Raw genomic sequence first — 24451 nt, 5'->3', positions numbered from 1 at the left:
ACCTCTTTTTATTATAAAGTTAAAATCTACTCGTTATAAACAGTGAGCCTAACCACAACATTTTTTATATTTTTTACCACTACCACATGAGCAAGGATCGTTACGGTTAGGTGTTTTATCAAAAGTAGTTGTTGTTGCTTTGATTAACATACCATCTAACTCGGCTATATTTTCTTCTGCTGTGCTATCAACAGTAATGTCAGCGAAAAGTTGATGTTGTGCCACTTGCTCTACAATTTCTAACTTTCTTTCTTCGCTGGTAACTACTAGCGTTAATGGGTGTTTTTCGGTACCAATTTTTGCTTTACGCTTGGTATTATAACCCGTTGTGATGTGATTGTGACGGGTATGAATACGCCCTTTATAATAGAGATCGTGCATGATGCTCTCCGCTAGTTGAATGCTATTTCTCAAATTGAGTGAAATAGCTCAATTCGTTAATTACTTGATTTATGCGCGGCAGTATAACGTAAAGTAATAAATAGTCGACTGTTCAATTAAACTCAGCCTAAATTTTTTAACCCAGACTTACAAAAAACGACTTCACCTTTTATGTTTAAATAACAGATGAAGTCGTTTTAATAACACGTTTTAGCTAAATTGACTTAGAGCTAATAGTTAAGCTTTATCTAAAGCTTGACTAACATCAGCAATAATATCGTCAATGTGTTCAATACCCACAGAAATACGGATCAAATCAGAGCTAACACCAGCCGCAGCTAATTCTTTATCATTTAGCTGTCTGTGTGTAGTTGATGCAGGATGACAAGCTAAAGATTTAGCATCACCAATATTAACCAGTCTTAAAATCATTTCAAGGGAATCAATAAATTTAGTGCCTGACTCAATACCACCCACAATACCAAAGCTTAATATGCCTGAAGCTTTGCCTGATGTGATTTTTTCACAATTTTCACGGTACGGACTATCTGGTAAAGCTGCGTAATTAACCCAAGCTACTTTTTCATGTTGTTGTAAATAAGCAGCTAATTTTTCTGAGTTTTCACAATGTCTATCCATTCGTAAACCAAGTGTCTCTAGGCCTTGTAAAATTTGGAATGAATTCATTGGTGAAATTGCAGCACCTGTATTTCTTAACGGTCCCACTCTACAACGACCAATGTAAGCGGCAGCACCCAATGCTTCAGTGTATACCACCCCATGATAAGCAGGATCAGGTTCATTAAGGACTGGGAAGCGAGCTTTATTAGCTACCCAATCAAACTTTCCTGAGTCGATAATTACCCCACCAATGGAAGTTCCGTGACCTCCTATATATTTGGTTAAGGAGTGCACAACAATATCGGCACCTAAATCAAAAGGACGACATAAATAAGGTGTTGCCACGGTATTATCAACAATTAACGGCACACCATGTTTGTGTGCAATCTCAGCTAAACGGCTTATATCAACAACATTCCCTGCCGGATTACCTATTGATTCACAAAATATCGCTTTGGTTTTATCATCTATTGATTGTTCAAATTTAGCAAAATCATTATGTTTTACCATGCGTGTTTCAATACCTTGTTTAGGTAGAGCATGGGCAAATAAGTTATAAGTGCCGCCGTATAATTCACTTGTGCTAACAATATTGTCACCAACTTCACAAATACATTGCAGCGAGTAAGTAATAGCCGCCATACCCGATGAAACACAAACTGAACCAATACCTCCTTCCATGGCTGCAATACGTTTTTCTAACACATCGGTAGTCGGGTTCATAATGCGAGTATAAATATTACCCTGTACTTTTAAATCAAATAAATCTGCACCATGCTGGGTATCATCAAAAGTGTATGAGGTTGTTTGATAAATAGGTACTGCAGCTGCTTTAGTTGTTGCTTCAGAGGTATAGCCTTCGTGTAAGGCAATTGATTCAAGTTTCATTAACGATACTCCTACAAATAAATAAGTTAGTGACTAGTGTGTCAAAACGGCATTTACATTAACAACAAATTATTGGCCTGTCTGTACTAAGTTTTTTATTTTTATAGCTTTCTCAAAATGGTCTAATTTATGAGTGATAATCCACCAGTTAGCCGCTTCCATTAGTAGCTCAGGATCATCATTTTTATTGGCAAAAAAAGCATAAAAGGACAACCCTACATTAGTGCCCTTTTGCGCTACTTTTTTATCACAAACATCAATTATTTTTTCTCGTAAACTATTACGCACAGCGCTTCCTCTTAAATTTTGTATTTTTTAAATTAAATAAGTTTTACCCTGAAAGATAAGCAGACTGAGGCAATTTAAGGTTGTATTGCCTTAATCGCCTCAGAAACCGTTAAAAATTGTATTTTAGTGAGACAAACTTCTGCTTTACTAAATTCATTGGCTCTAATTAATTCCGTTACTTCTTCAACGTTAAATATTTTATTTTGCTTTGTTAATGTTAGTTGATCTGAAATAAAATAACTCTTACCTACTGAATCGATAACATAATCATCGCTAGTTAATATCAAGTCTCGACATTCAGCGTTTAGATCGACTATTGACGTTAAATAAATAAGTTCGTTATCACCACCGAGCTTTAAAATACATGGCCAAGTTACAATGATTTTTCTCCTGAATATGAAACGCTTAAATATAAATACCATGGCCGCATATATACGACAGCTAGATCACAGATAGTTTATTCATAATCTGATTTAATTTTTAAACGCTGCTTTTTGATTTGATCAAAAGCATTTTGATAGCTTTGTATAATTTCATCTGGAGTATTGATATTAAAAGCAAAATAATTACCAATAGTGTTTATCTCCCAAACCACCTCAAAGTCATTTTGGTCAATATTAAGTTGAGACGATAAATGGTTAAAACCATGCATTGATATGACAAACATATCTACCCTATCAGCTTTAGTCATCAAATAAGCTTGCTCTAATGTAGAAATATTAGCCATATTTTCGGTAGGAAAACCAACTTGTTGTAATGAAATTTCAGATATGTCTCCTGTTACTGTTGCCACGCTATAATCAAAAGTTTGCCCTAAATGTTCAAACTTAAAACCTTTAGATTTCTTAGCGATTAAAACGTGAGTTGAATTAAAAATAGGACCAACCCACTTAAATAATTTGTCACGTGAAGGTGTTCTCGACATAGTAAATAATACAGTATTTGGATTATCTAAAGTGAAGCGATAACCTCTAGCCCAAGGCACTACAAATATTTCTTGCTCAGCCATGTTTAAATGTTTCCACATGGCTTTTAATGTATCAACGGAAAGTCCTTTAATTTTTCCATTTTCAATGTAATTAGCGGGAGGATAACTTTCAGTATAAAAGGTAGTATTTTCAATAGATAAAGGTGCTTGACTGGCATTAACTGCAGTAGCTATTACAAAACAGAACATTATCGAAATTAATATAAAAGACTTCATGGTAAATAATAATCCTGGTTTACAATTTATCTTGTTAATTTATGAGTTTAGGACCCTTAGATATTGACACGGGACTTGGTGATAAGAATGATAGCGGCTTATGTTTTTAATAAAATAGCTGCAACATAATATTTAACCTGAGCTAGGGATAATGAAATTGTAAATTATAACAAGAACAAAAAAACACCTTAAATTAAGAACGTTTATGGTATTAGTATTAGTTCATTTAACCCATTTTGAACAATATTATTCTCATTTTTTGTAGTTTATAGACTATGAATGCACGAAAATAACCAAGTAAGTGACGGTAGCTACTACTTCAAGTATACCAAAGATACGTTTAAAACGATTTCTCAGGCTTATTATATTTTTGATTATGTTGTAAATTGATTGACGAATAGACGCAAAAAAATACTATTATAATTTTAAACTTCATTACAGCTTCTCTTGTAGTTGCACAGGCCCTATTTAAAGTATTACTTGCCAGTATCCTACATCTAACCAATGTTCAAACTTCCAACCAACTTCTTTAAAGTGCGCGACTTTAACCATACCAAGTTTTTCATGTAGATTAACACTTGCGGCATTAGGTAATGTAATACAACCAATAATAGTATGAATATTTTTTAATTTTAATTCGTTAAATAATTTTTGATATAGCTTTGTCCCCACGCCTTTGCCTGTGGCGGTTGAAGACAAGTATATTGTTACTTCTACAGCGAAACGATAAGAATATCTATCGTGCCATTTGCTGGCATATGCATAACCTATCAACTGACCACTATCGTCTTCTGCAATTAGCCAAGGCAATTGATCAGCGGTTATTTTTTCTATGCGTTTAAGCATTTCAGCTGATGTAATTTGCTGCTCTTCAAAAGTGACTACTGTATTGGCAATATAGTTATTATAAATAGTGCAAATTGCATCGACGTCTTCTTTTTTTACAGCTCTGATATACATTATCAATACTCTATTTTTATAAAAAAATCAGTTTAACTCACCATGAGATTAAACTGATTTTGTTTGTTGAGAATTAAATTGAACAGATTATTTACAATATATTTTCTGTAAACGCGCGATTAATGGTAATTCACTTTTCACTAAGGCGCCTAACATTAACCAATCAACCAATAACTGCGTTAAATCTATTTCACCACCTGAAAGCATTTGCTCTTGCATCAACTGTACTTGAACTTTCATACGTTGATTAGATAATTCACTTGGCGATTCACTGTTAGCAAGTATTTCAATTTCTAACGTTTTATCAAAGCGACTAGTACCCTGCACTGGTTTTGTTAGCTTAACACTATCTAACAAACGTTTTTGCCAAAAGGCTGGCATTTCTTCAAAGTCTGGTAATACTTGCAATTGTTCAATAGTTTGCTCATTTTCCGCTTGCACAGACAATAAATCAAAAAGGTTAACCCATGTTTGTTTTTCTTTATCTTCAAGTGTATTTATAAGCGATTGTTCAGTTTTTTTAATAATTTTTTCACTGCGTATAGCCACGGACTTGATAACTGGTTTATTAGCAATAATTTCTTCAAGTAATGATTCTGCTTGCTCTTTTACTGTTATCAGTGATTGAGTATTATCTTTTTGCTCGCTCGCATCTTTCAATAATGCTTCAATATCCACAAGTTTTTTTTCAAATGCTTGTTGCTGAGCATTTAACGCTGCGTCTTGCTCAGATTTTATTTCACTGCGTTTGGCGAATAATAAATCATTTGCTTCTCTAAACTTTTGCCATAATGCATTTTCTTTTGGGTTTCCAGCAAAGCCCACTTCACGCCATGAGCTTTGTAATTTTTTAGCGGACTCTATAGCAGTAAAAATATCATCATTTTCAATAAGCGCTTCAGCTTTTACAATTAATGCTTGTTTTAATTGTGCATTGTGTAATTGAAACGTATTAATTGCTTGTTGAATTGGTGCAACCGTATTTTTAAATTGTTGTTGCAATTTTTTATATTGATTACGGTCTACTTCACCTGCATTGTGCCAAAGTTTTTGCAAGGCATTGAGCTGGCCTTCAAGTTTTTTAAAATCGGTGGGCGTGTGTTCAACTACCGTTTCAGTTGGCAAATGTTCTTCACTGTTATCAGTTGTTTCACTATTAACCTCGCTGGCAAGTTCTGCCGCTTTTACCAATATTTCTTGGCGTTGAGCTAAGTGCTGTTTACGAATATTATCTTGCTCAGCATAAAATAAACGACATGGCGCAAAAGCTTGTTCGCATAATTGATTAAATTGTTCATTTAACTGTTTATCAACATCTTCATCAGCATGACCTAAAGAATTCCATGTGCTTCGATATGTTTTAACTTTTTCTGCTTGTTCATTAGGGTTATCTAATGGTGTTTCAACTAATGTTTGAATTTCTGACAATAGTTCTTGTTTACGTGGGGTTGCAATATAATGTTCCCAATCGCTCAACTCCGCCATTTTTTCACTAACTTGCTCAAAGTCTCGCTGTAATTGTTGCTGTTGTTGAGCCGATAATTGTTCAATACTTTCTTTTACGCCTTTGAACAAGCCAAAACATACTTTGAATTTACCGTTATTAAGTAAACGTTTTATGTCTTGTAGTTTTTTCTTAAGCTGGAAAAACAACTCTTTTTGCTGACTTTGTAATGGTTTTAAACCGCCCTGCCAAGTGCTTACAATTTGCTTTTGCGCTTGTACAATTTCTTCCGGTAATATGCCCGCCGTTTTTTGTTCAATGATGCGCCATGCTTTTAACCACTCGTTATAAGTTTGTTGACGAGCATTTAGGTCTTGCAAGGTTTTTGGTAAGGTTAATTGCGATACTTTGGAAATTAAATGTGTCGCTTGACTAACAGACTCGGCAATTTCAGGAATTTGGCTTAAACGTAGTGTTAGTTTTTCAACTTGATTAAGAAAAACTGTTTGCTCAGAAGTATTAAGTACAGAGGCTTTAATTGATGCACTTAAGGTATGTAATAATTGTTTAAACGAGGTTTGATCAAATTCATCACTGGCAAATACCGCTGTGGTTATTGCTTGACTGATTTGATTAAGTTGTTGGGTAAATTCTTTTTTATCTTGTTGTTTGTCATGTGCTAATTTATCGCTAATGATTTGCTGTTGATATTGCTCTGCTTTAGCAATAAACAATTTTTCAAGATAATTAATAATGGTTTGATATTTATCATTGAACTGCGAAACCTCCTCGGCAGAAAAAACACTAAAGTCTGTTTCTAATGTTTGCCATTCGCTTATTAACAGTGTTTTACGCTTTTTATATTCAGCATAATCAGTTACGTCTTTAAGTGCTTGAAGTTTTGCTAAGGTGAGTTGGGTCTGTTTAGTTAGTTTTTGTGGCTTTTCTAACTCAGTTTGAATCGTGTTTATTTTTTCTTGAATATACTCCGTTATAGAAGTATTACAGGCTTTTTTAGTTAATTTTTCTAAATCTTTTACATCACCTACCTGATCAACAATATAGGTTTGAAACGCTAAATTTTGTTTTTGACCAAAGCTTTGTATTAAGAAATTAGCTGATTTTTTGCGCTTACTTATTAACTCATAAAGTGAAATCATTAATGCACCATCTTGCTCGTGCATTAACCAAGCTTCTAATAATGGCGTAGTTAAAAACCCATTATTCTCTTGCTTGTCTATTAAATTTTGTTTTAATTGGTTAGTTAAAACAATACTGTGATCGGTCGTCAAAATATCATGTATTTGTTTGGCAGCGAATTGTTTAACTTTGTCTTGAGAATTATTACAACTAGCATCTAAATAAAGCTCAAACGAACCTACTTTGATCAACGCAGCACGTCTTACTAAATCACTCACATCTTGATTTATGAGGTCTGTTAATATAGCTAATTGTTCTGGATTATCCGCTGATAATTCATCATTAATAGCGATTATGCGCACTTTTGCGTCTTTATGTTGCCAATTGACTTTTACTTTAAATAATTTAGAGAAGATCATAATTTGTTTAGGTTCATCAGGTAGGTATAACAATAAAGTTAACAAGCATTAATAAGTTAATGAAATCTTCTATTAAAGTTCGTTATTACTGAAATAAGCGATATCCGCTTTGGTTGGTTTACTACAACTTTTAATCGCTTCTTCTGGTTTATTACTTGCTTTATCGCTAGCTTTATTATTAGAAAATTCAGCTTTTAATTGTCTTTTATTTTTTTCTACTATTTGCCCATCTGAGCCGATAGTTAGCATTTGATCGTTGTCCAAATGTCTTGCTTGATATGCCATACTTAATTGTAAAGCCGTTGCACGTTGCTCTTGATCTACAACAGTACCTTCAGGCCATTTTCCGGTTTCTGCAGCACAGAGTAAACGTAAATACATGTCATGTGACATTGCGTCTATGGTTTTAATTAAATCCATTAGAGTTCCAAAGTGAAATAAGGTAATAAAATTGGTGTAACTATAATTTGATAAGGTTTGATTGTTTAACTACTAATCCGTTTTACGCTTGTTAAATAATAATAAGGTCCGGATTACAATATACATGATAAAACCGATAACAGTGATGATCATCGCGCCTGTATGTTGCCAAGTTCCCGGAACAACATCATCCCAAAACATTAATAAAAAACCACCGCAAAATAATAGCATGGCAACAAATGAGTAATTCATTAAGCGCTGTATTTTTTTGATTGAACTCACGCGGTTTAAGTTATCAATTTTATCTGTATCGATATCGGTTAAATCTAGTTGGCAATGATTACAAATTTTGGCTTTATCAGAAATTTTATTTTTACAACTAGGGCAATTAATAACGGCCATTTTAGCTACCTTTGCATTGAGATTAAATTTTATGTTTATGTTTATTTTTATGTTTTTTAGGATAAGTTAAATTAGGTTTTAACTTATCTATAATCGAGAAAATGAAATTAAGTAAGTTCATTATATCAATATCTTAATAATGTATATAAATAAAAGTTTTAGTTATTCGTCGTTCAGGGCGAGAAAGCACCTTCAATAATAGTTTATTAGTAACTTTAAAGGTTGTTGTAGCATTTGCTTATCTCGAACTCAGGTTAACTATTAATTCAGGACAATAAGCTAAACGTCATAGCAATACCAAGCTCTTAAAGAAGCTAACTGTAAATATCGCATAGTATACCTGACCTTATTGGCTATTTCACTAGTCACTGTGAGCATAATTATACAATTAAGTTAAATGCATAATTTACTTTATGAGTGTTATTTAATTCTAGCTTTCTGCTTTAGATTGACTCTTCTCTTTGCTGTTTACAGCTAATGATCTCTTTTCATTGGCAATGCGATTATCCCAAAAGTCTGCATTGTTAATGTTGAGTGATTTGGGATCAAACGTAAATTTTTTAACTCCTGATTTTTGTTGCGATTCATAATCTCTAAGGGCTTTAATAGCAGGTTTTGCCATGAAAAAGATAATGATAATACCTATGATATTTAGCCAGGCCATTACGCCAACACCAATGTCTCCCATACCCCAAGCTAAATCAGCTGCTTTTACCGTCCCGTAAAAAGTAGCGCTGACAATAGCTATTTTTAAGGCTAAAACTAAACCTGGTATCTTGAAGGTTCTACGAATATAGTAAATATTACTTTCAGCAATAAAGTAGTATGCCAAGATAGTTGTGAAAACAAAAAAGAATAAGGCAATAGCAACAAAAGGCTTGCCTAAACCACTAAACACACTTTCAACGGCTAGCTGCGTAAAAGCGGGACCATTAGCTACAACATCAGCCGCAACATTTTGAACTAGAAATACGTCACCCGCTCCATGCACATTATACGCACCAGTAATTAAAATCATAAATGCTGTAGCCGAGCAAATAAATAAAGTATCGATATAAACTGAAAATGCTTGAACTAAACCTTGTTGAGCCGGATGTTCAACTTCAGCAGCTGCTGCTGCATGAGGACCTGTGCCTTGCCCTGCTTCGTTAGAGTAAACCCCACGTTTTACACCCCAACCTATTGCTGCACCAACTCCTGCCATCGGCGTGAACGCATCATTTATAATCATCATAAATATTTCAGGCAGTCGGTGTATATGTAAACCAATAATCACAAGTGACACTAAAATATATCCCAGTGCCATAAAAGGAACGATAACTTGAGCGAATGTAGCTATACGCTTAACACCACCAAAAATAATAAAACCAAGTAATAATACAATGCCTGTTGCAGTATAGATTTTAACGGTACTTAAATTACCGAGAGATGTTTCAAGAATATCGCCACGACCAAATACCAAAACGATTGCTTCACCAAGACCGTTTGACTGCACCATTGGCAGCATTATTCCGCAGGCAATAATGGTTGCAATAGCAAATATCCATGCGTACCATTTTTGCCCCATAGCTTTCTCTATGTAGTAAGCAGGACCGCCACGATAAAAACCATCAGTTTCTTCTTTATATATTTGTGCATTGGTTGATTCAATATAAGCGGTAGCGGCGCCAAAAAAGGCGACTACCCACATCCAAAATACAGCACCAGGACCTCCAAAGCCTATTGCTGTAGCAACACCTGCAATATTACCAGCGCCTACACGCCCAGAAAGTGAAATACTCAAGGCTTGAAAAGAAGATAAACCTTGCTCTGAGCTTTTACCTGACAATAATAAACGCCACATTTCACTAAAGTGACGTATTTGTACGCCACGGGTAACTACAGTGAAAAATAATCCTGCACCTAAACACAAATAAATAAGTGCTGGGCTCCAAATAATAGCGTTAATACTATCGACAAAATCTTGCAAGGTTTGCTCCTAATGTTATTTCATTATGATTATTTTTTATATTAAATGCTTAACGTAAATCATCAACCATGTGATAAATACCCGTTAAAAAATCTCGTCCGAGTATACGGCTGCGTTCATCAGACCAACCAACACTAGCATCAGGTAAGAAATCATTGTCTTTAAACGGCATTTCAATCGTATAAGCTAAACACTTAAACTGGTTACCTACCCAATTCGTACCAACGGTTGGGTTAGCTTTGCCCGGTTCATTTTTTGCGTATCCGAGTGTGTCTTGAAATTCTGGCGTTATAACAAGCATAATATCTTTAAATTTATCTTCTAATGCCTTGTGACGGGCATCGTAAGCAACGATACCTTCACAACCTGCAACAAAATTTGCAGGTATAGTTTCATCGCCATGCGCATCAAGAAACATATCTACGCCAACTTCTAACATTTTCTCGCGTACTAGATAAACTTCAGGGCTACGATCCATTGTTGGCTCTAGCCATTCACGGTTCAAATTAGCGCCTACTGCGTTAGTACGAAGATGACCTCGAACACTGCCATCAGGATTCATATTTGGTACGATATAAAAGACGGCTTTATTTAATAATACTCGGGCTAAACCATCATCTTCATCTAATAACCGGTCAAGTAGGCCTTCAACAAACCACTCTGCCATGGTTTCACCGGGATGTTGTCGGGCTGTTATCCAAATATTAGGTTTACCTTCACTAGGCTCGCCAATAGTTAATAGACTCATATCACGCCCATCTATTGATTGCCCTAAAACTTGAAGCTGACATAGCGGGTGAAGTTGCGCATTATGAATTAAGTCTTGATGACGTTCATAACTGTATGGGGCGAAATAAGCTAAATAAACAGAATCAAATTCAGGGGTAAAGCTAATCGTGACTTTTTCCCCATCATATTGTGTAGGAACACGAAACCAATGCTCACGATCATACGATGCTACCGCTTGATAATTATTCCAACCACCAGGAAAAGCTGAATTTTTAACGTTGTTTAGGTGTAAAACATGCTCTTGGCGCTCGCCATTAGCATTTAATTCGGTTTGTAGTTTAAAGTGAAACCATTGATAAAACTCTGATTGATTATCATGTTTTATTTCTAATTGAATATTGCTTGCGTCCGTCGCATTGATAACGCGAATATTGCCGCTGTCAAAATTGTCCGTAATTTGCATCTTAAATATTTCTTATTTTTGATTAATTGATGTAATTCACAGTGTACACAAACTGTTCACGGATCACTATATGGTAATTAATAAAAAACTATAAATATCAGCGTTAATCGGGCTATAAAGTACGAAGATATAAGCCCAATTCTGATGAATACCCCATAGACTTGGCAACAATAACATTTTCCTTATCCACCACGTAATAACTTGGATAACCCGTAACTTCAAATGCGTGTTTAATTATTTCGTTACCTAACGCCACAGGAAATGTTAAATGGTGTTTACTGGTAAATTTCATTACCTCTGCTGTTCTACTGTAATCCATTGCGATAGCAACCACATTAATATGCTCATTTTTTTCATACAAAGCTTGTAGATTACCAATACTGGCGTGACACACCTGACACCAAGGTGCAAAGAAGTATAAAATAGTAGTTTTACCCTGCGCGTTTAACGACACAGTTTCCCCCATTAAAGTTGGAATGTTATCAATGTTAACTTTTTGTTGTGATGTAATGATGTCGTTTAATGGTGTATCAGTTGATAACATACTGGTTTCTCTTAAAAAAGAGATCAGTTGGAAAGCAATAATAAAAATAACAACTTGTATGATAATTCTTCGTAACACGATAAATTCCTAATAATTAAAGCTTCAGATTATACGCATAGCTTAAGCTGGGATAATTATAAAGACCTGACAAGGGCTATTTAACTTCTTAAATTTATTTATTATAGCCAGTGTTTTATTTTGAAATGATTACAACGAAGATAGGATGAAGGTAGCGCAAACCAGACATAATATGTGACTATTTCTGCTTATTTTCTACAAACGTTTTAATATCTTGTAGATCTTGCTTTAACATTTTAGTCATCGAATTTTTCATGAAAAAACCCATAATGTTTGACATAGCACGAATAAAAATTGAATCGGCCGTACCGGTAAAAGTCATAGTCAATACACATTGATCTTCAACACCGGTCACCGACATGGTTGTTAAATAAATTGCTCCGCAGTTTTCCGCTCGAGTACAATAATACTGCTCATGTTCGCAGTCAGTGATCCACATGGTTTCAGTAGCTTCTTTGCCAAACATCTCTCGAGTTTCAGACCATTTGAATCCTATTAAGTCATCATCGCCCTGTTTAAGAACGGTCAAGTCTATAATAGCGCTAATCATATTTGCACTGTTGGCAATATCTGTTATTGCCGCCCACACTTCGTTAACAGGTCTATTGATGGTTGTTTCGACTGAAAAATTCATAATGATCCTTATTGAGAATTTAGCTTATCTTCGAATATTTAACAGTTTTCTTACTAATTTTGCTACAAAAAATGACACTGAAAAACCAACAACAAAATATAACGCTAACGCATACTCTGCAATACCTGAATCATAAATTTGCCCATTTTCAAGTAAACATTTACCTGTAGAATGCTCAAATTTGCCGCCTTGATCTACACAATCATTAACCATTAACAGGGTATGTAAAACCCAAATGGCGAGCAAACTAGTAAAAGCGCCAATGAGTGTCGGTAACGCTGTTTTATTCATAAAATGTAGACCTTAAATATGAGAACTTGGTAGCTAAAACTAGAGCTACCAAGCATATAGATATTAACTTTGAACAATCAAGAAACTTATCGTTTTTTGTTTTTCAAATTTACAACTTCACGTGCAATAGCGAGTAATTCAGGCGATATATCATCGGCCCCTGATTTTATTAATTTACTTACATCACCTGATGAAAATAATGAACCACGTTCTGACTTTACGCCTAAAGATCTTACGAAATCTTTTGTTTTACCAGTACTTGCTGTGTCGATGTATTTAAAGATCACTTGCTCGTTAAAGCTTTGTGGCTCTTTTTTTAAGGTGGTTATTTTTTCACTTAATACTGCTATTTGACTTTCTAAAGCTGCAATTAATTCTGCAGTATCTGTATATGGGTTTAATATCATAGGGGTTTAACTCTTTTAGTTTACGAGGTGGTTGTTAGCAATAGCGTTTATTGCTTTATTATACATGCTAATAAATGTACATAGTAGAAAATGAACAGAGAAGTGAGGTTGAATGAAAAACATAAATAACTACATCTTTTCTTCGCGCTCTTCTATACATTCAGGTGAACCCATTTCAAATATTCGACATACCCAAGGTCTGTTGTCATATATGGTACACATTAAGGTATCTCGGTCTAAAGCTGAGCACCAACCATCATCGAAACGCAACATGGTTTCTTTACCGTGACGATCAACATAAACATGTTTATCTGGTACTCCGGTATCGGTTAGAAGCATCACCTCTAAACTACAACAACAAGCTTCGCAGTTTGCGCAGGTAATTTCCGTAATTTGATCAGAGTTTTGATCAGAGTTTGGTTCAGAAATAGGTATGTTTTTTACTTCAATAGTCATGCGTAAATAATCATAGATAGGACAATATTGGCAACGATGGTGTTAATTATCGATAGGATACGCTAAATCAGCTTACGGTATAAGCAAAAGTTAATTTACAGTCAATGTACTTAAGCATGCGGTTTACTATGGCTGGAATATCGACAATACCATTATTTACGCTTGCACTCACTGAAACTAAAATATCACAGTCTGTTATGGCTATTCTTTGTCTGATGAAATAATCATTAATGTCTTCAAAATTTTTTACTGATAACGGCACGCAACAAACATAACGTTTTGTGTCAGTATTTTCTGCGTGGCTAGAGCCGATGATTTCACGCACCATTGAGTAAGCTTGAAATTTATCAAGAGCAAGAAAACGAAAGCTTATCTTGGCATCTACCATTGGAGCATTTGTTATGTCACTCGTTACATTAACTGTTGTCATATTAGCCTTATGATAATTTATTAAACTGTTCTAGCCAGCCGATAAAAGAAGTTGAAACTTGTTTAACTATAGCTAAATCGTGATTATAAAACCAAACTGCTACGTCATGTTGCTGTTGTTCACAATCAATACGTTTAAAACAGAACATATTTCCCTTACAGTCTGAGGCAAATAAAATATGACCTTTGGGCATACCACTCATTTCATACAAGTTAGATAATGAAAACACATCATCAAGACTTAAAAAATCTTGTACTTCAGAGATGGCGACATTTAAATCACAGATTTTAGTTAAAACGTTTGGGGTATGAACTAAACCGTAGGTTGTAATTAAGTATTTATAGGACTCTGGTAAGTATGCCGATAAATTTTCTTCGAGTGCGGTTATATCTTGTGAAGAAATTGGCACCATAGCTTGTTTGGTTGCCCAATTATTAACAAAGGCATCAATGCTATTCATATTAATACTACTCATTGTTTTCAATTATAACTCTCTACTTGTACTCTCACTTAAAAAGAACGGTAAATTTGTGCTTATAAATGAAGCCAAGCCCTAGGAGCTAATAATATCATCATATCTATAGTAACGTGTGTGCTTTATTATTTTACGTGAACTATTTTACGTGAATAATTTTAACTAATTAATATAATCATTTTTATTCAAGCCATATTTCTTTAGCCTTGATGACAAGGTTGTTGGTTTTAAGCCTAATATTTCAGCGGCGCCATCTTCACCATAAATTTTACCCTTACACTGCCTAAGTGCATTTTCAACATTAGCTTTCTCTAGTAATTTATGTGCGCTAGCACTCATAAGTGGTGGCACTATTGTTGTTTTTAAAAAATGGTCGTGACTTATGGACTGGTCTTCTAATCTATCGTGTGAGATTGGTGCATCTGAGAACAAATCATCAGTAAAGGTCTTGTTCGCGTAACTCTTATTTTTTAAGCTTTCTTTAGCTAAAAAGGTAAAACTTATTTTATTACTCTTCGCTAAAATGATTTGCCGCTCAATAATATTTTCCAGCTCTCGAATATTTCCTGGCCAATCATACTGTGTCAAAAATTGCATTTGCGCTAATGACACATGAGGTTGTGGTCTATTCAAACTAACACACACTTTGTCTATAAAATGCTTCGCGAGTAAAGGAATATCTTCTGCTCGCTCTCGTAATGCCGGTGAATGAATAGGAAATACATTAAGCCTAAAATAGAGATCTTCCCTAAACTTTTGTTGGCGAACTAAGCTCTGCAAGTTTTGATTAGTCGCAGAAATTACCCTAACATCAACATGTCGGGTTTTAGATTCCCCTACACGTTCAAATTGTTGTTCTTGTAACACCCTTAATAATTTACCTTGCAACTGTATAGGTATTTCACCCACTTCGTCTAAAAATATAGTTGCACCATCAGCCAATTCAAACCGACCTACTCTGTCAGCTACGGCCCCCGAAAAGGCACCTTTAACATGACCAAAAAATTCACTTTCAAATAACTCAGCAGGAATAGCTGCGCAGTTAACACGAATTAAAGGCCGAGCTTTTCGCTCACTAACTTCATGGATAGCTCTTGCAATAAGTTCTTTACCAGTACCTGATTCGCCAGTTATCAATACATTAGCGTTAGTCGCGCCAACAAGTTCTATTCGATTAACCATCTGTTGAACGTTAATGCTTTGTCCAATTATTTGGTGATGATTAAAGTCTGCATTTAGCTCTTCAAGTAAATAAGCGTTATCCATTTCTAAACGGTGTTTAAGTGTATCTATTTCTTTTATTGCATTAAGCAACTTGCCTTGAATATTTTTACGCTCGGTAATATCTCTAAAGATGACTACAGCACCGATTAATAAACCATTTTCAGTGACTGGTGTACTTTTATATTCTACAGCTACTGGTATTCCATCTTTTTTCCAAAAGACTTCATCATCAACACTATGAATTTCTCCGTCTTTAAACGCAGCATAAATAGGACATTCAACATCTTTATAATGTTCACCATTCTCATGAGAATGGTGAATAACATCATGAATGTTTTTACCAACCAGCTCAGCTTTAGTCCAACCTAAAATATGCTCAGCTGCTTTATTCACAAAAGTTGTATTGCCATTAACATCAACGCCATAAATACCATCACCTACCGCACTAAGTAACAATTGGTTTTGTCGCTCAATTTCTTCAAAAATTGTTTCATTGGCATTCCAGTGTACTATACCCGCCTGATATTGAGCTTGCGCTATTGCTTGGTGATAACGGCTGTAAGTAAGTTTTGCATCTTGACAAGAAAACAATAATTTATTGTCAACGACGCTAGCGGTAATGTCTAAATATACCTTGTCACCGTTAACTATAATAAATAAATCATTTGACCAAGCTTCGCCCTGCTCTAGTACTTGCTGAGTAAAGTGGATAAGTTTATCTAAACAGCCATTAAAAATTTTCGTTGCGGTTAAGCAAGTTAGTTTAGGTGCTTTTTTCAACGTTAAGTCGATAGCAAATAATGCCGAGGCCTTGTTGTTAAATTCTAAAATTTGGTTAGTAAATGGGTCGATATATAACAATGCTTTAGGTGCATTTAAAAATAAGTGCGCTTTCATAAACGGTCTCCGCTACTTTACTTATCTATTGCTATATACAATTTTCAAGCCAAACAACGAAAACTCGTGCTAAGTAACAACGGACCTTCGTTGATAACGAAATATCGTTGCAAGGCAGAAAGTCACAAACCTTTAAAAATTGCAACAAACACCACAAAAAACAATAGGTTAAACACAACCCAATATTTGGCACGATAATAGCTATTAGTAATAACGATAAGTAAAAATATTAATTTTGCGATTGTTATTTTTACTGTAAATACTATCTGTTTAAACAACTTTGCACTGTTTTCACACGACTATTTACGATTTAGCACCAACAATTAGCAAACGTTTTTATCAACACAATTTTATAATATTAACCCGTAAGGAATTCACATGAACAAACTTGATGTAACAGAAGCAATTTTTATTATCAAAAATGAAAAATCACTAAAATGGCAAGAAATAGCAGACGGCATTGGTAAGTCTGTTGTATGGACAACTTCGGCTTGTCTTGGCATGAACAGTTTTCCAGAGGCTGAAGCTGATAAAATAATTAGCTACCTTGGTTTACCATTAGAATCAAAGCAAGCATTAATGGAGTTTCCTATTAAAGAATGGGATAAAGCAATTCCACAAGACCCATTAGTTTACCGTCTATATGAAGTTGTTGGTGTTTATGGTGATACGCTAAAAGAAGTGATTCAAGAAAAATTTGGCGATGGCATTATGAGCGCAATTGACTTTTCAATGGAGGTAGATAAAGAAGAAAACCCTAAAGGTGATCGGGTTATATTAACTTTAAATGGTAAGTTTTTGCCTTATGCAACTTGGTAATTAAATAATTACTTTAATTCATAAAGTTAACTACTTTGTTCCTTTTTGGTGCAACATAATGATTACCATTGTGCGCTTAGTTTACAAAGTTACTAAAAAAACAACCGAAATTTGAATTAATTCATTAAAATCAACCGCTTGCTTTGTTGGCATTTTATTTGCTGACTATAGGTAGTATAGACAATTAGTATAAAAATAATTACCCCATTAACACTTATAACAACATATTAAACAACATATCCATCAATAAAAGAGTGAGATCCATATGGCTTATATAGAACCGAGTGAATTTGTAACCAAGATGGTAGACGCCGGTGAACAAAAAGTTTACATGTCTACTAAAGACACCCTTATTCGTGCCATTATGGCAGGTGCAATATTAGGATTGGCTGCCGTTTTCGCAATAACAGTAGCAATGAAAACTGGTAGCCCAATTTTAGGTGCTTGCCTTTTCCCTGTTGGCTTTATCATGCTCTATTTGATGAAGTTTGATTTACTTACGGGTGTATTTACATTAGTACCACTGGCATTATTAGATAAACGTCCCGGTGTTACTTTTGGCGGCGTAATGCGCAACTGGGGATTAGTATTCGTTGGTAACTTTGCTGGTGCAATGTTAACAGCGTTTTTTATGTCCTTTATTTTAACCTATGGTTACTCAACTGATGGTGGAGCTCTTGCTGCAAAAGTTGCACATATTGGTGAATCAAGAACCGTTGGCTATCAAGAGCATGGTTTAGGTGGTTGGTTAACTATTTTCATTCGTGGCATGTTATGTAACTGGATGGTATCAATGGGTGTTGTTGGTGCAATGATTTCAACTTCTGCTGGTGCTAAAATGGCTGCCATGTGGATGCCTGTAATGTTGTTCTTCTTCATGGGCTTTGAACATTCAATCGTTAACATGTTTTTATTCCCATTCTCTATGATCATGGGTGGTGACTTCACTGTATATGATTACTTATTATGGAATGAAATTCCTACTGTATTAGGTAACCTTGCCGGTGGTTTATTATTAGTTGGTTTACCGCTGTACTTAACTCACGTAAGAACCTCACCTAATAGAAAGCTTGGTTAATCATTAACTTAATTGGTAAAATTCATTTATCGACGATAAACGATTAACCGTAAAAGTCTTCGTAATTTAGGTTGCGAAGACTTTTTGGTTTTAAGTAGTTTATATTGGTATTATTTATTAAGTATTTTTATAAGATATTTTATAAGAGATTGTTTAGTAACCTGTTACCGCTTAATTTTTTGTAATTTTCCCATAATGGCATAGTTATAAGAAATTAAGCGCTAGCAGCGTTAAAATGCTAATTTAGATCAGATTTCTAACCACTATATCCCTCGGTTTAATAACACAGGAATTGAGTTATGAGTAAACCATTAGCTGTAAGTATTGGCAGCGCAACCAACAAAGGTGTAAAAGAGCTTAATCAAGATTTTCTTGGTAGTATTATTCCAAAAGAGCCAATGCTTAGTAGTAAAGGAATTGTTCTTGCAATGGCTGATGGTATTAGTTCAAGTAACGTAAGCCAAATAGCCAGTGAAACCGCTATTTCAAGCTTTTTAGAAGACTATTATTGCACCTCTGATTCATGGTCGGTAAAAACTTCAGCACAAAAAGTTATCCGATCAATCAACTCTTGGTTATTTGCCCAAACCAAAAATAGCCCATATCGATTTGATAAAGACCGTGGCTATATTTGTACCTTTAGCGCCTTAGTTTTAAAATCAAATACCGCTCACCTCTTTCATTCTGGCGATACGCGAATTTATCGCTTATCTGGCAAACAATTAGAACAACTAACCGTGGATCACCGACGGGTTATTTCTGCGGAGTTAAGCTATTTAACACGTGCTTTAGGTATAGACCAAACTCTTGAGATTGATTATCAAAATGAAATACTTGAACAAGGTGATGTCTATATTATTGCCACCGATGGGGTTTACGAGTTTTTAAAGGCACAAGATATCACCAAGGCTATTGCTGATAATGACACCCTTGATACCGCAGCAGAGGCGATAATTAAACAAGCACTTGCACAAGGAAGTAATGATAATTTAAGCATTCAAATTGTACGTATTGATAACGTCCCCGAATATCAGCTAGATGAAGTGCATCAATTAACTATGCTCCCCTTACCACCAAGGTTAACACCACGTATGCAATTTGACGGCTATGAAATTCTCCGTGAAATTTATATCAGTAGTCGCAGTCATGTATTTTTAGCGCTTGATAGTGAATCAAAACAAACAGTGGTAATTAAAACCCCGTCAACCGAATTAAGAAATGATAGTCAATACCTTGAGCGATTCATGCTTGAAGAATGGATTGCTAAACGCATTAATAATCCACATGTTGCTAAAGCCATTGTGCCAAAACGAAAACGAAATTTTTTATATTTAGTAACTGAGTTTATTGACGGTATTTCATTGAACCAATGGATGATAGACAACCCAAAACCCAAACTAGAGCAAGTTAGAAATATAATTGAGCAAACAGTGAAAGGTTTACAAGCATTTCACCGCCAAGAAATGATTCACCAAGACTTACGGCCTGCTAACATCATGATTGATACGACTGGCACGGTAAAAATTATAGACTTTGGCTCTACCTTCATTGCCGGTGTTACTGATGTTGATACAGAAGAAATTATGCGCGGAACTATACGTTATTCAGCCCCTGAATATTTTTTAGGGCAATTAGGTACCACGCAATCTGATATATACTCATTAGCGGTAATCACCTACCAAATGTTATCGGGTAAATTTCCTTATGGTAGTGAAATAGCTCAAGCTAACAGTGTTTCAGCACAACGTAAATTAAAGTATAAATCAATTATTAATGATGATTCTGAACTACCACGTTGGATAGATGACAGTTTAGAAAAAGCGCTAAAAATTGATCCACTAAAACGTCAACTGGTGTTGTCTGAATTTATGCAAGATTTACGAGAGCCAAATAAAGCGTTTTTGGCGAAAACAAAGCCACCGTTAATTCAACGTGATCCTGTGATGTTTTGGCAATCTATTAGCGTAATTCTTTTTATTTTGTTAGTTATACAAAGCGTCTAGCTTGATAATAGCTAAGCAATTATTGAAACAGCAATTATACCAAGCCAATTAACTATGTGACCATTTAAAATAGTTAAAATAGATCATCTAATTAATGGAATTTGATATTACAAAAAAGCTTGTGAGGCATTAAGCATCACAAGCTTTTATATTTAACTTTTTGTATCTTATTAACAATAGCCGTTGAAATTACAAATCAATCGCCTTTAAATAGAATTATTCAAATTAATAAACTAAGTTAAAGATACCTATCAAGTTATTAGCTGATATTTATGCTTCAAGCGCCATTTCAGCCATTTTCATGGTACTTTCATAAGACTCGGCACCCGCAATAAATAAACCATTATGGCAAAACATTGCATCAGCAAGACCTGTAACATCTTTCAATTCATTATCAGATAAACCTGCCCATGGCGCTGGTAGCGATTTTCTATCTTCAAATGAGCCTGGCTCTACTGGTACTGTTTGAATGCGCCATTGTCCTGTTTCTGATGGGTAAACCATATATAACGCTTCTGTTGATAGCGCATGTACTGTTCTTTTCCACGGTGTGTATTTTTCTAAAACAATCACTCTTGGATCGGCCGCTTTCTCGATTGCTTCTGCAACAATTACTTTAGCGCTGATACCACCTGTTGCCGAGGCAATAAAACGTGTTAACACTCGTGATGCAAACTCAACCGCTTCGTCAAAACAAGCATCATAGTTACTTTCTTCTTGCCATGTTGGGTTAAACATTGAAATGGTTTGGCTAAGAGAAATCCCTTTTGAAACCCCCTCTACATGGCCGCAATCTATCGCATCAATAATAGAAACTAAACCAGCATCAACAGAGTTAGCAACCTCTTGATTGTCTTTACAAATTTGTAAGCCATACTTTTGCCAAATTAAACCAAAGGATGAATAAGGAATACCATTTTCACGTTGACCTGCTCCGCCGCGTTGATGATGATCAAAACGTCCGGCATCGGCGTCGTATATGCCACCAACATCGATCACAATGTCAGCTTTCCCTATGATGTCTAAATTACGGGTGCGTACCAAGGTAAAACTAGGGAAAATGGCCTTAAGTGCCGCGATACTAAACACATCGTCTGCGTGAAAATTACCGTTGTGCGTTGCTATAGTTAGATCATTCATTGTGTATGTCATGCCATTTTGTAAAAGTGAAGAGTGATAAGTACTAAAAAGTAAATTACTGTTGTTAAACTAGCACACCGAATCAGTATACTAAAAATTTGCACTGTAATATTTAAAGCTTAGCGCTATTGAAATAGCAGTATATCGCGGATTGCTATTAAAGACAGCTAACTAAAGGATAAATAGGGGAAGAAAGATATAGCAAAGAATTTTCAGATTAATCTATAAAGCGCTTATATATTCAAAAATATTACTAATTGATATATAAGCGCTAACATTAATGGTTAATAACTATAGGGTTTCTGTATTACCAAACTTAAGTTATTTATCCTTTTTAATTGCCATGTTTACATAAAAGTCGTTTAACACCCACCAAGCTTGCTTTTTGATACCTGTCTCAGATAACAAACCTTTTCTATTCCAAAAGTCTTGAATATTGGCTAAAGGTCGACGCGGAGAACGAAAATCTTTTAATACCCAAGGACTTACTCCCTGAATACCAGGGATATTCATTAACATTTGTAAATTATATTTATATGCATTGGCTTGATATTCTTCAGTCCAGCGGTCATCTTTGTCACCGTGCTTTCCTTGAAGTGCACCTGCACCAAACTCGCTAATCATCACAGGTTTGTTATATGGGTTTTCCCACACAATTTCAGCACATTTTTCCGCAACCGAATAATACCAACCACAATAGTGGTTAATACCAATAACATCAACAAACTCAATTAATGGATCATCAATCACAACACCATTACTTGAACTACTGTGTGTGTCCATCGCAGCAGTGAATAATCGAGACTCATCGAGGGTTTTAGCTTTAGCAATTAAACGAGTTAAAAAAGCTAGTCTACTTTCGCTATTCGGAGTTTCGTTGGCAACCGACCATAAAGCCACTGAAACACGGTTAAAGTCACGGCGGATCATTTCAACTAACTGCGATTCAGCTTTGTTATAAACAATTTCATCGTCAAACATCACGGTCCAGTATACGGGAATTTCAGACCAAACCAATAACCCTAATTCATCTGCGACTTTGAGCATAGTTTCGTTATGTGGGTAATGTGCTAAACGAACAAAATTAGCGCCTAATTCTTTTGCCCAACCCAATAATATTCTCGCGTCTGCCTCACTCCAAGCACGACCATCCGTAAGTGGTGACTCTTCATGAATACTTATACCACGTAAAAAAATTGGTTTACCATTTAACAATATTTTATCTTGTTTAGTTTCAATGGTTCTAAAACCAACTTTATCGTTTACAACTTCGCCGTTATAGCTAAGTTCAACGCTATATAACTTAGGATTTTTTGGGCTCCATTGTTGTAAACTATTTTCATCTTTTACATCAGTATTTGGCTTAAAGGTGAAATTTACTTTACCATTTTTATCCGGATATCCATTTTGTTTCATGCCAAGCTCTGGAATACTCACTTGCACAAGTGCAGGCTTTTCCGAAGTAGATTTTAGCTTACCGTCAATCCAAATATCGGTAGTAATTTGATTCTGATTAGCTTTAGATAACTGAAGACGATAATTAGCAATATAACTATCAGGTAATTCTAAAATACTAACCTCGCGGGTTATACCACCATAATTCCACCAATCTGTATTTACGGTAGGTACCTGATCTCTCTCACGTCGATTATCTACCTTTACGGTAATAAAGTTATCACCGTTATTAGTATAATCACTGATATCAAACTGGAACCCAGTGAATCCACCTTCATGTCGCCCTACTTTTTTACCGTTTACATAAACTATTGCTGCATAGTTAACCGCGCCAAAATTAATAACGTAACGCTTATTTAATTGTTTATTTAATTGAAAATTACGGTGATACCAAATAGTCCCTTCATAGAATAACAACTCTTTTGCCTGAGTATTCCAATCACCTGGTACTTGTAAGGTTTCAGCGGTAGAAAAATCATATTCAATTAAATCACTTGGTGATGTCATTTGCTTATTTTGAAAGTAACCTTGGTCATACGGTTGGTAACGGTGATTGTAGTAACCGTTTTCGTATGGGTCGATAATATACGACCATGCTCCATTTAAGCTTAAGCTTGGTCGAGCATCAGGGTTTTGAATATAGCTGTATGCTTGTGACAAATGGGGTTCTTTTTCAGTTTTTTTCAATGATTCGGTATTACCTATTGGTGAACAGGCTAGGCAAATAATGGCAAAACTAACCAACTTAATTTTCATTTATAACTCCCTCTTTAGCTTTATCAAAATGCATTTATTAATCTATTTAGAAACTTTTATTATCTATAAAGTCCATGCTATTTAATTGATAAATATATTTATTATTTTTTTAATTTTACTCTCACTGTAAATCATCAAGCAAAATCTCCGTCCATCATGAGTGAAATAAAATCAAGCTTCAAAGAGAATGAGCTATCATGGTTAGATAATGAGACAAGTACTGCCCAAGAGATAAATTTACGTCAAGACGATACAAAAATAAGATAACTGGTTTATTGAGGGTTGTGCCCATTAATAAAAACAAAAAAGCTCTCAATAACGGGTTATTGGGAGCTTTATAACGAAGATAATATTTGGCTATATAGAAAATGTTGATATGGTACAAGGTTAAAGCTGTTGTAGCAGCTTATTTACCCTTAACTCAAGTTGCATAGCT

General features: G+C 35.0%; 24 protein-coding genes. 3 read left to right on the top strand and 21 right to left on the bottom strand.

Annotated elements, in window-relative coordinates; all coding sequences use genetic code 11:
• Positions 1 to 48 precede the first annotated feature (48 nt).
• From CWS31_RS03680 to CWS31_RS03590, 19 genes are all read right to left on the bottom strand, one after another.
• A complete protein-coding gene (locus CWS31_RS03680) occupies positions 49 to 381 on the bottom strand; it encodes a PBPRA1643 family SWIM/SEC-C metal-binding motif protein (RefSeq protein ID WP_101344448.1) in 333 nt (110 codons plus the stop codon).
• 237 nt (positions 382 to 618) lie between these two features.
• Entirely contained in the window at positions 619 to 1890 is a 1272-nt protein-coding gene (locus CWS31_RS03675; protein ID WP_101344449.1) for an O-acetylhomoserine aminocarboxypropyltransferase/cysteine synthase family protein, read from the bottom strand.
• Between the two features lie 69 nt (positions 1891 to 1959).
• Positions 1960 to 2178, bottom strand: coding sequence for a DUF6500 family protein (locus tag CWS31_RS03670; RefSeq protein ID WP_101344450.1), 219 nt, complete (start codon positions 2176 to 2178; stop codon positions 1960 to 1962).
• Between the two features lie 74 nt (positions 2179 to 2252).
• Positions 2253 to 2600 carry a DUF4144 domain-containing protein gene (locus CWS31_RS03665; protein WP_246143327.1) on the bottom strand — a complete coding sequence of 116 codons (348 nt, stop codon included), beginning with the start codon at positions 2598 to 2600 and terminating at the stop codon, positions 2253 to 2255.
• A 35-nt stretch (positions 2601 to 2635) separates the two neighbouring features.
• A complete protein-coding gene (locus CWS31_RS03660) occupies positions 2636 to 3382 on the bottom strand; it encodes a substrate-binding periplasmic protein (RefSeq protein WP_101344451.1) in 747 nt (248 codons plus the stop codon).
• Positions 3383 to 3850: 468 nt separating this feature from the next.
• Positions 3851 to 4342 carry a GNAT family N-acetyltransferase gene (locus CWS31_RS03655; RefSeq protein ID WP_101344452.1) on the bottom strand — a complete coding sequence of 164 codons (492 nt, stop codon included), beginning with the start codon at positions 4340 to 4342 and terminating at the stop codon, positions 3851 to 3853.
• A gap of 87 nt (positions 4343 to 4429) precedes the next feature.
• A complete protein-coding gene (locus CWS31_RS03650) occupies positions 4430 to 7345 on the bottom strand; it encodes a DUF349 domain-containing protein (protein ID WP_101344504.1) in 2916 nt (971 codons plus the stop codon).
• 72 nt (positions 7346 to 7417) lie between these two features.
• The gene (locus CWS31_RS03645) at positions 7418 to 7765 is read right to left on the bottom strand and encodes a YeaC family protein (protein WP_101344453.1); all 348 of its coding nucleotides are present in this window, start codon (positions 7763 to 7765) and stop codon (positions 7418 to 7420) included.
• Positions 7766 to 7837: 72 nt separating this feature from the next.
• Positions 7838 to 8167, bottom strand: coding sequence for a hypothetical protein (locus tag CWS31_RS03640; RefSeq protein WP_101344454.1), 330 nt, complete (start codon positions 8165 to 8167; stop codon positions 7838 to 7840).
• A gap of 430 nt (positions 8168 to 8597) precedes the next feature.
• The gene (locus CWS31_RS03635; protein ID WP_101344455.1) at positions 8598 to 10136 is read right to left on the bottom strand and encodes an alanine/glycine:cation symporter family protein; all 1539 of its coding nucleotides are present in this window, start codon (positions 10134 to 10136) and stop codon (positions 8598 to 8600) included.
• Positions 10137 to 10185: 49 nt separating this feature from the next.
• Positions 10186 to 11328 carry a M14 family metallopeptidase gene (locus CWS31_RS03630; RefSeq protein WP_101344456.1) on the bottom strand — a complete coding sequence of 381 codons (1143 nt, stop codon included), beginning with the start codon at positions 11326 to 11328 and terminating at the stop codon, positions 10186 to 10188.
• 112 nt (positions 11329 to 11440) lie between these two features.
• Positions 11441 to 11950 carry a TlpA family protein disulfide reductase gene (locus CWS31_RS03625; protein ID WP_246143326.1) on the bottom strand — a complete coding sequence of 170 codons (510 nt, stop codon included), beginning with the start codon at positions 11948 to 11950 and terminating at the stop codon, positions 11441 to 11443.
• Positions 11951 to 12128: 178 nt separating this feature from the next.
• Positions 12129 to 12584: an SRPBCC family protein gene (locus tag CWS31_RS03620; protein ID WP_101344457.1), complete on the bottom strand. Its 456-nt coding sequence runs from the start codon at positions 12582 to 12584 to the stop codon at positions 12129 to 12131.
• A gap of 24 nt (positions 12585 to 12608) precedes the next feature.
• Positions 12609 to 12875 carry a hypothetical protein gene (locus CWS31_RS03615; RefSeq protein ID WP_101344458.1) on the bottom strand — a complete coding sequence of 89 codons (267 nt, stop codon included), beginning with the start codon at positions 12873 to 12875 and terminating at the stop codon, positions 12609 to 12611.
• An 86-nt stretch (positions 12876 to 12961) separates the two neighbouring features.
• Positions 12962 to 13282 carry a hypothetical protein gene (locus CWS31_RS03610; protein ID WP_101344459.1) on the bottom strand — a complete coding sequence of 107 codons (321 nt, stop codon included), beginning with the start codon at positions 13280 to 13282 and terminating at the stop codon, positions 12962 to 12964.
• Positions 13283 to 13411: 129 nt separating this feature from the next.
• Complete coding sequence (locus CWS31_RS03605; protein ID WP_101344460.1) at positions 13412 to 13738, bottom strand: YkgJ family cysteine cluster protein; 327 nt, start codon at positions 13736 to 13738, stop codon at positions 13412 to 13414.
• 67 nt (positions 13739 to 13805) lie between these two features.
• Positions 13806 to 14168 (bottom strand): hypothetical protein, encoded by a 363-nt coding sequence (locus CWS31_RS03600; RefSeq protein ID WP_101344461.1) that lies wholly within the window; start codon positions 14166 to 14168, stop codon positions 13806 to 13808.
• Between the two features lie 7 nt (positions 14169 to 14175).
• Positions 14176 to 14643, bottom strand: coding sequence for an SMI1/KNR4 family protein (locus tag CWS31_RS03595; protein ID WP_342780216.1), 468 nt, complete (start codon positions 14641 to 14643; stop codon positions 14176 to 14178).
• Positions 14644 to 14805: 162 nt separating this feature from the next.
• Positions 14806 to 16764 (bottom strand): sigma-54 interaction domain-containing protein, encoded by a 1959-nt coding sequence (locus CWS31_RS03590; RefSeq protein ID WP_101344462.1) that lies wholly within the window; start codon positions 16762 to 16764, stop codon positions 14806 to 14808.
• Between the two features lie 378 nt (positions 16765 to 17142).
• On the opposite strand from CWS31_RS03590, the gene cynS reads away from it, so the two are divergent.
• The 3 genes from cynS (at position 17143) to CWS31_RS03575 (ending at position 20664) form a co-directional block, all read left to right on the top strand.
• Positions 17143 to 17583 carry a cyanase gene (gene cynS, locus CWS31_RS03585; RefSeq protein WP_101344463.1) on the top strand — a complete coding sequence of 147 codons (441 nt, stop codon included), beginning with the start codon at positions 17143 to 17145 and terminating at the stop codon, positions 17581 to 17583.
• Positions 17584 to 17848: 265 nt separating this feature from the next.
• Entirely contained in the window at positions 17849 to 18661 is an 813-nt protein-coding gene (locus CWS31_RS03580; RefSeq protein ID WP_101344464.1) for a formate/nitrite transporter family protein, read from the top strand.
• A gap of 299 nt (positions 18662 to 18960) precedes the next feature.
• Complete coding sequence (locus tag CWS31_RS03575) at positions 18961 to 20664, top strand: bifunctional protein-serine/threonine kinase/phosphatase (protein WP_101344465.1); 1704 nt, start codon at positions 18961 to 18963, stop codon at positions 20662 to 20664.
• 270 nt (positions 20665 to 20934) lie between these two features.
• Here CWS31_RS03575 and CWS31_RS03570 read toward each other — a convergent pair whose 3' ends face one another.
• On the bottom strand, positions 20935 to 21804 hold the full coding sequence (locus tag CWS31_RS03570; RefSeq protein WP_101344466.1) for an MYG1 family protein: 870 nt from the start codon (positions 21802 to 21804) through the stop codon (positions 20935 to 20937).
• 321 nt (positions 21805 to 22125) lie between these two features.
• Positions 22126 to 24015, bottom strand: a complete 1890-nt coding sequence (locus tag CWS31_RS03565) for a glycoside hydrolase family 2 protein (protein WP_101344467.1) — start codon at positions 24013 to 24015, stop codon at positions 22126 to 22128.
• Positions 24016 to 24451 lie beyond the last annotated feature (436 nt).

Source organism: Colwellia echini (assembly GCF_002843355.2).
Lineage (GTDB): Bacteria > Pseudomonadota > Gammaproteobacteria > Enterobacterales > Alteromonadaceae > Colwellia > Colwellia echini.
This window is presented reverse-complemented; position numbering and strand designations above follow the sequence as displayed.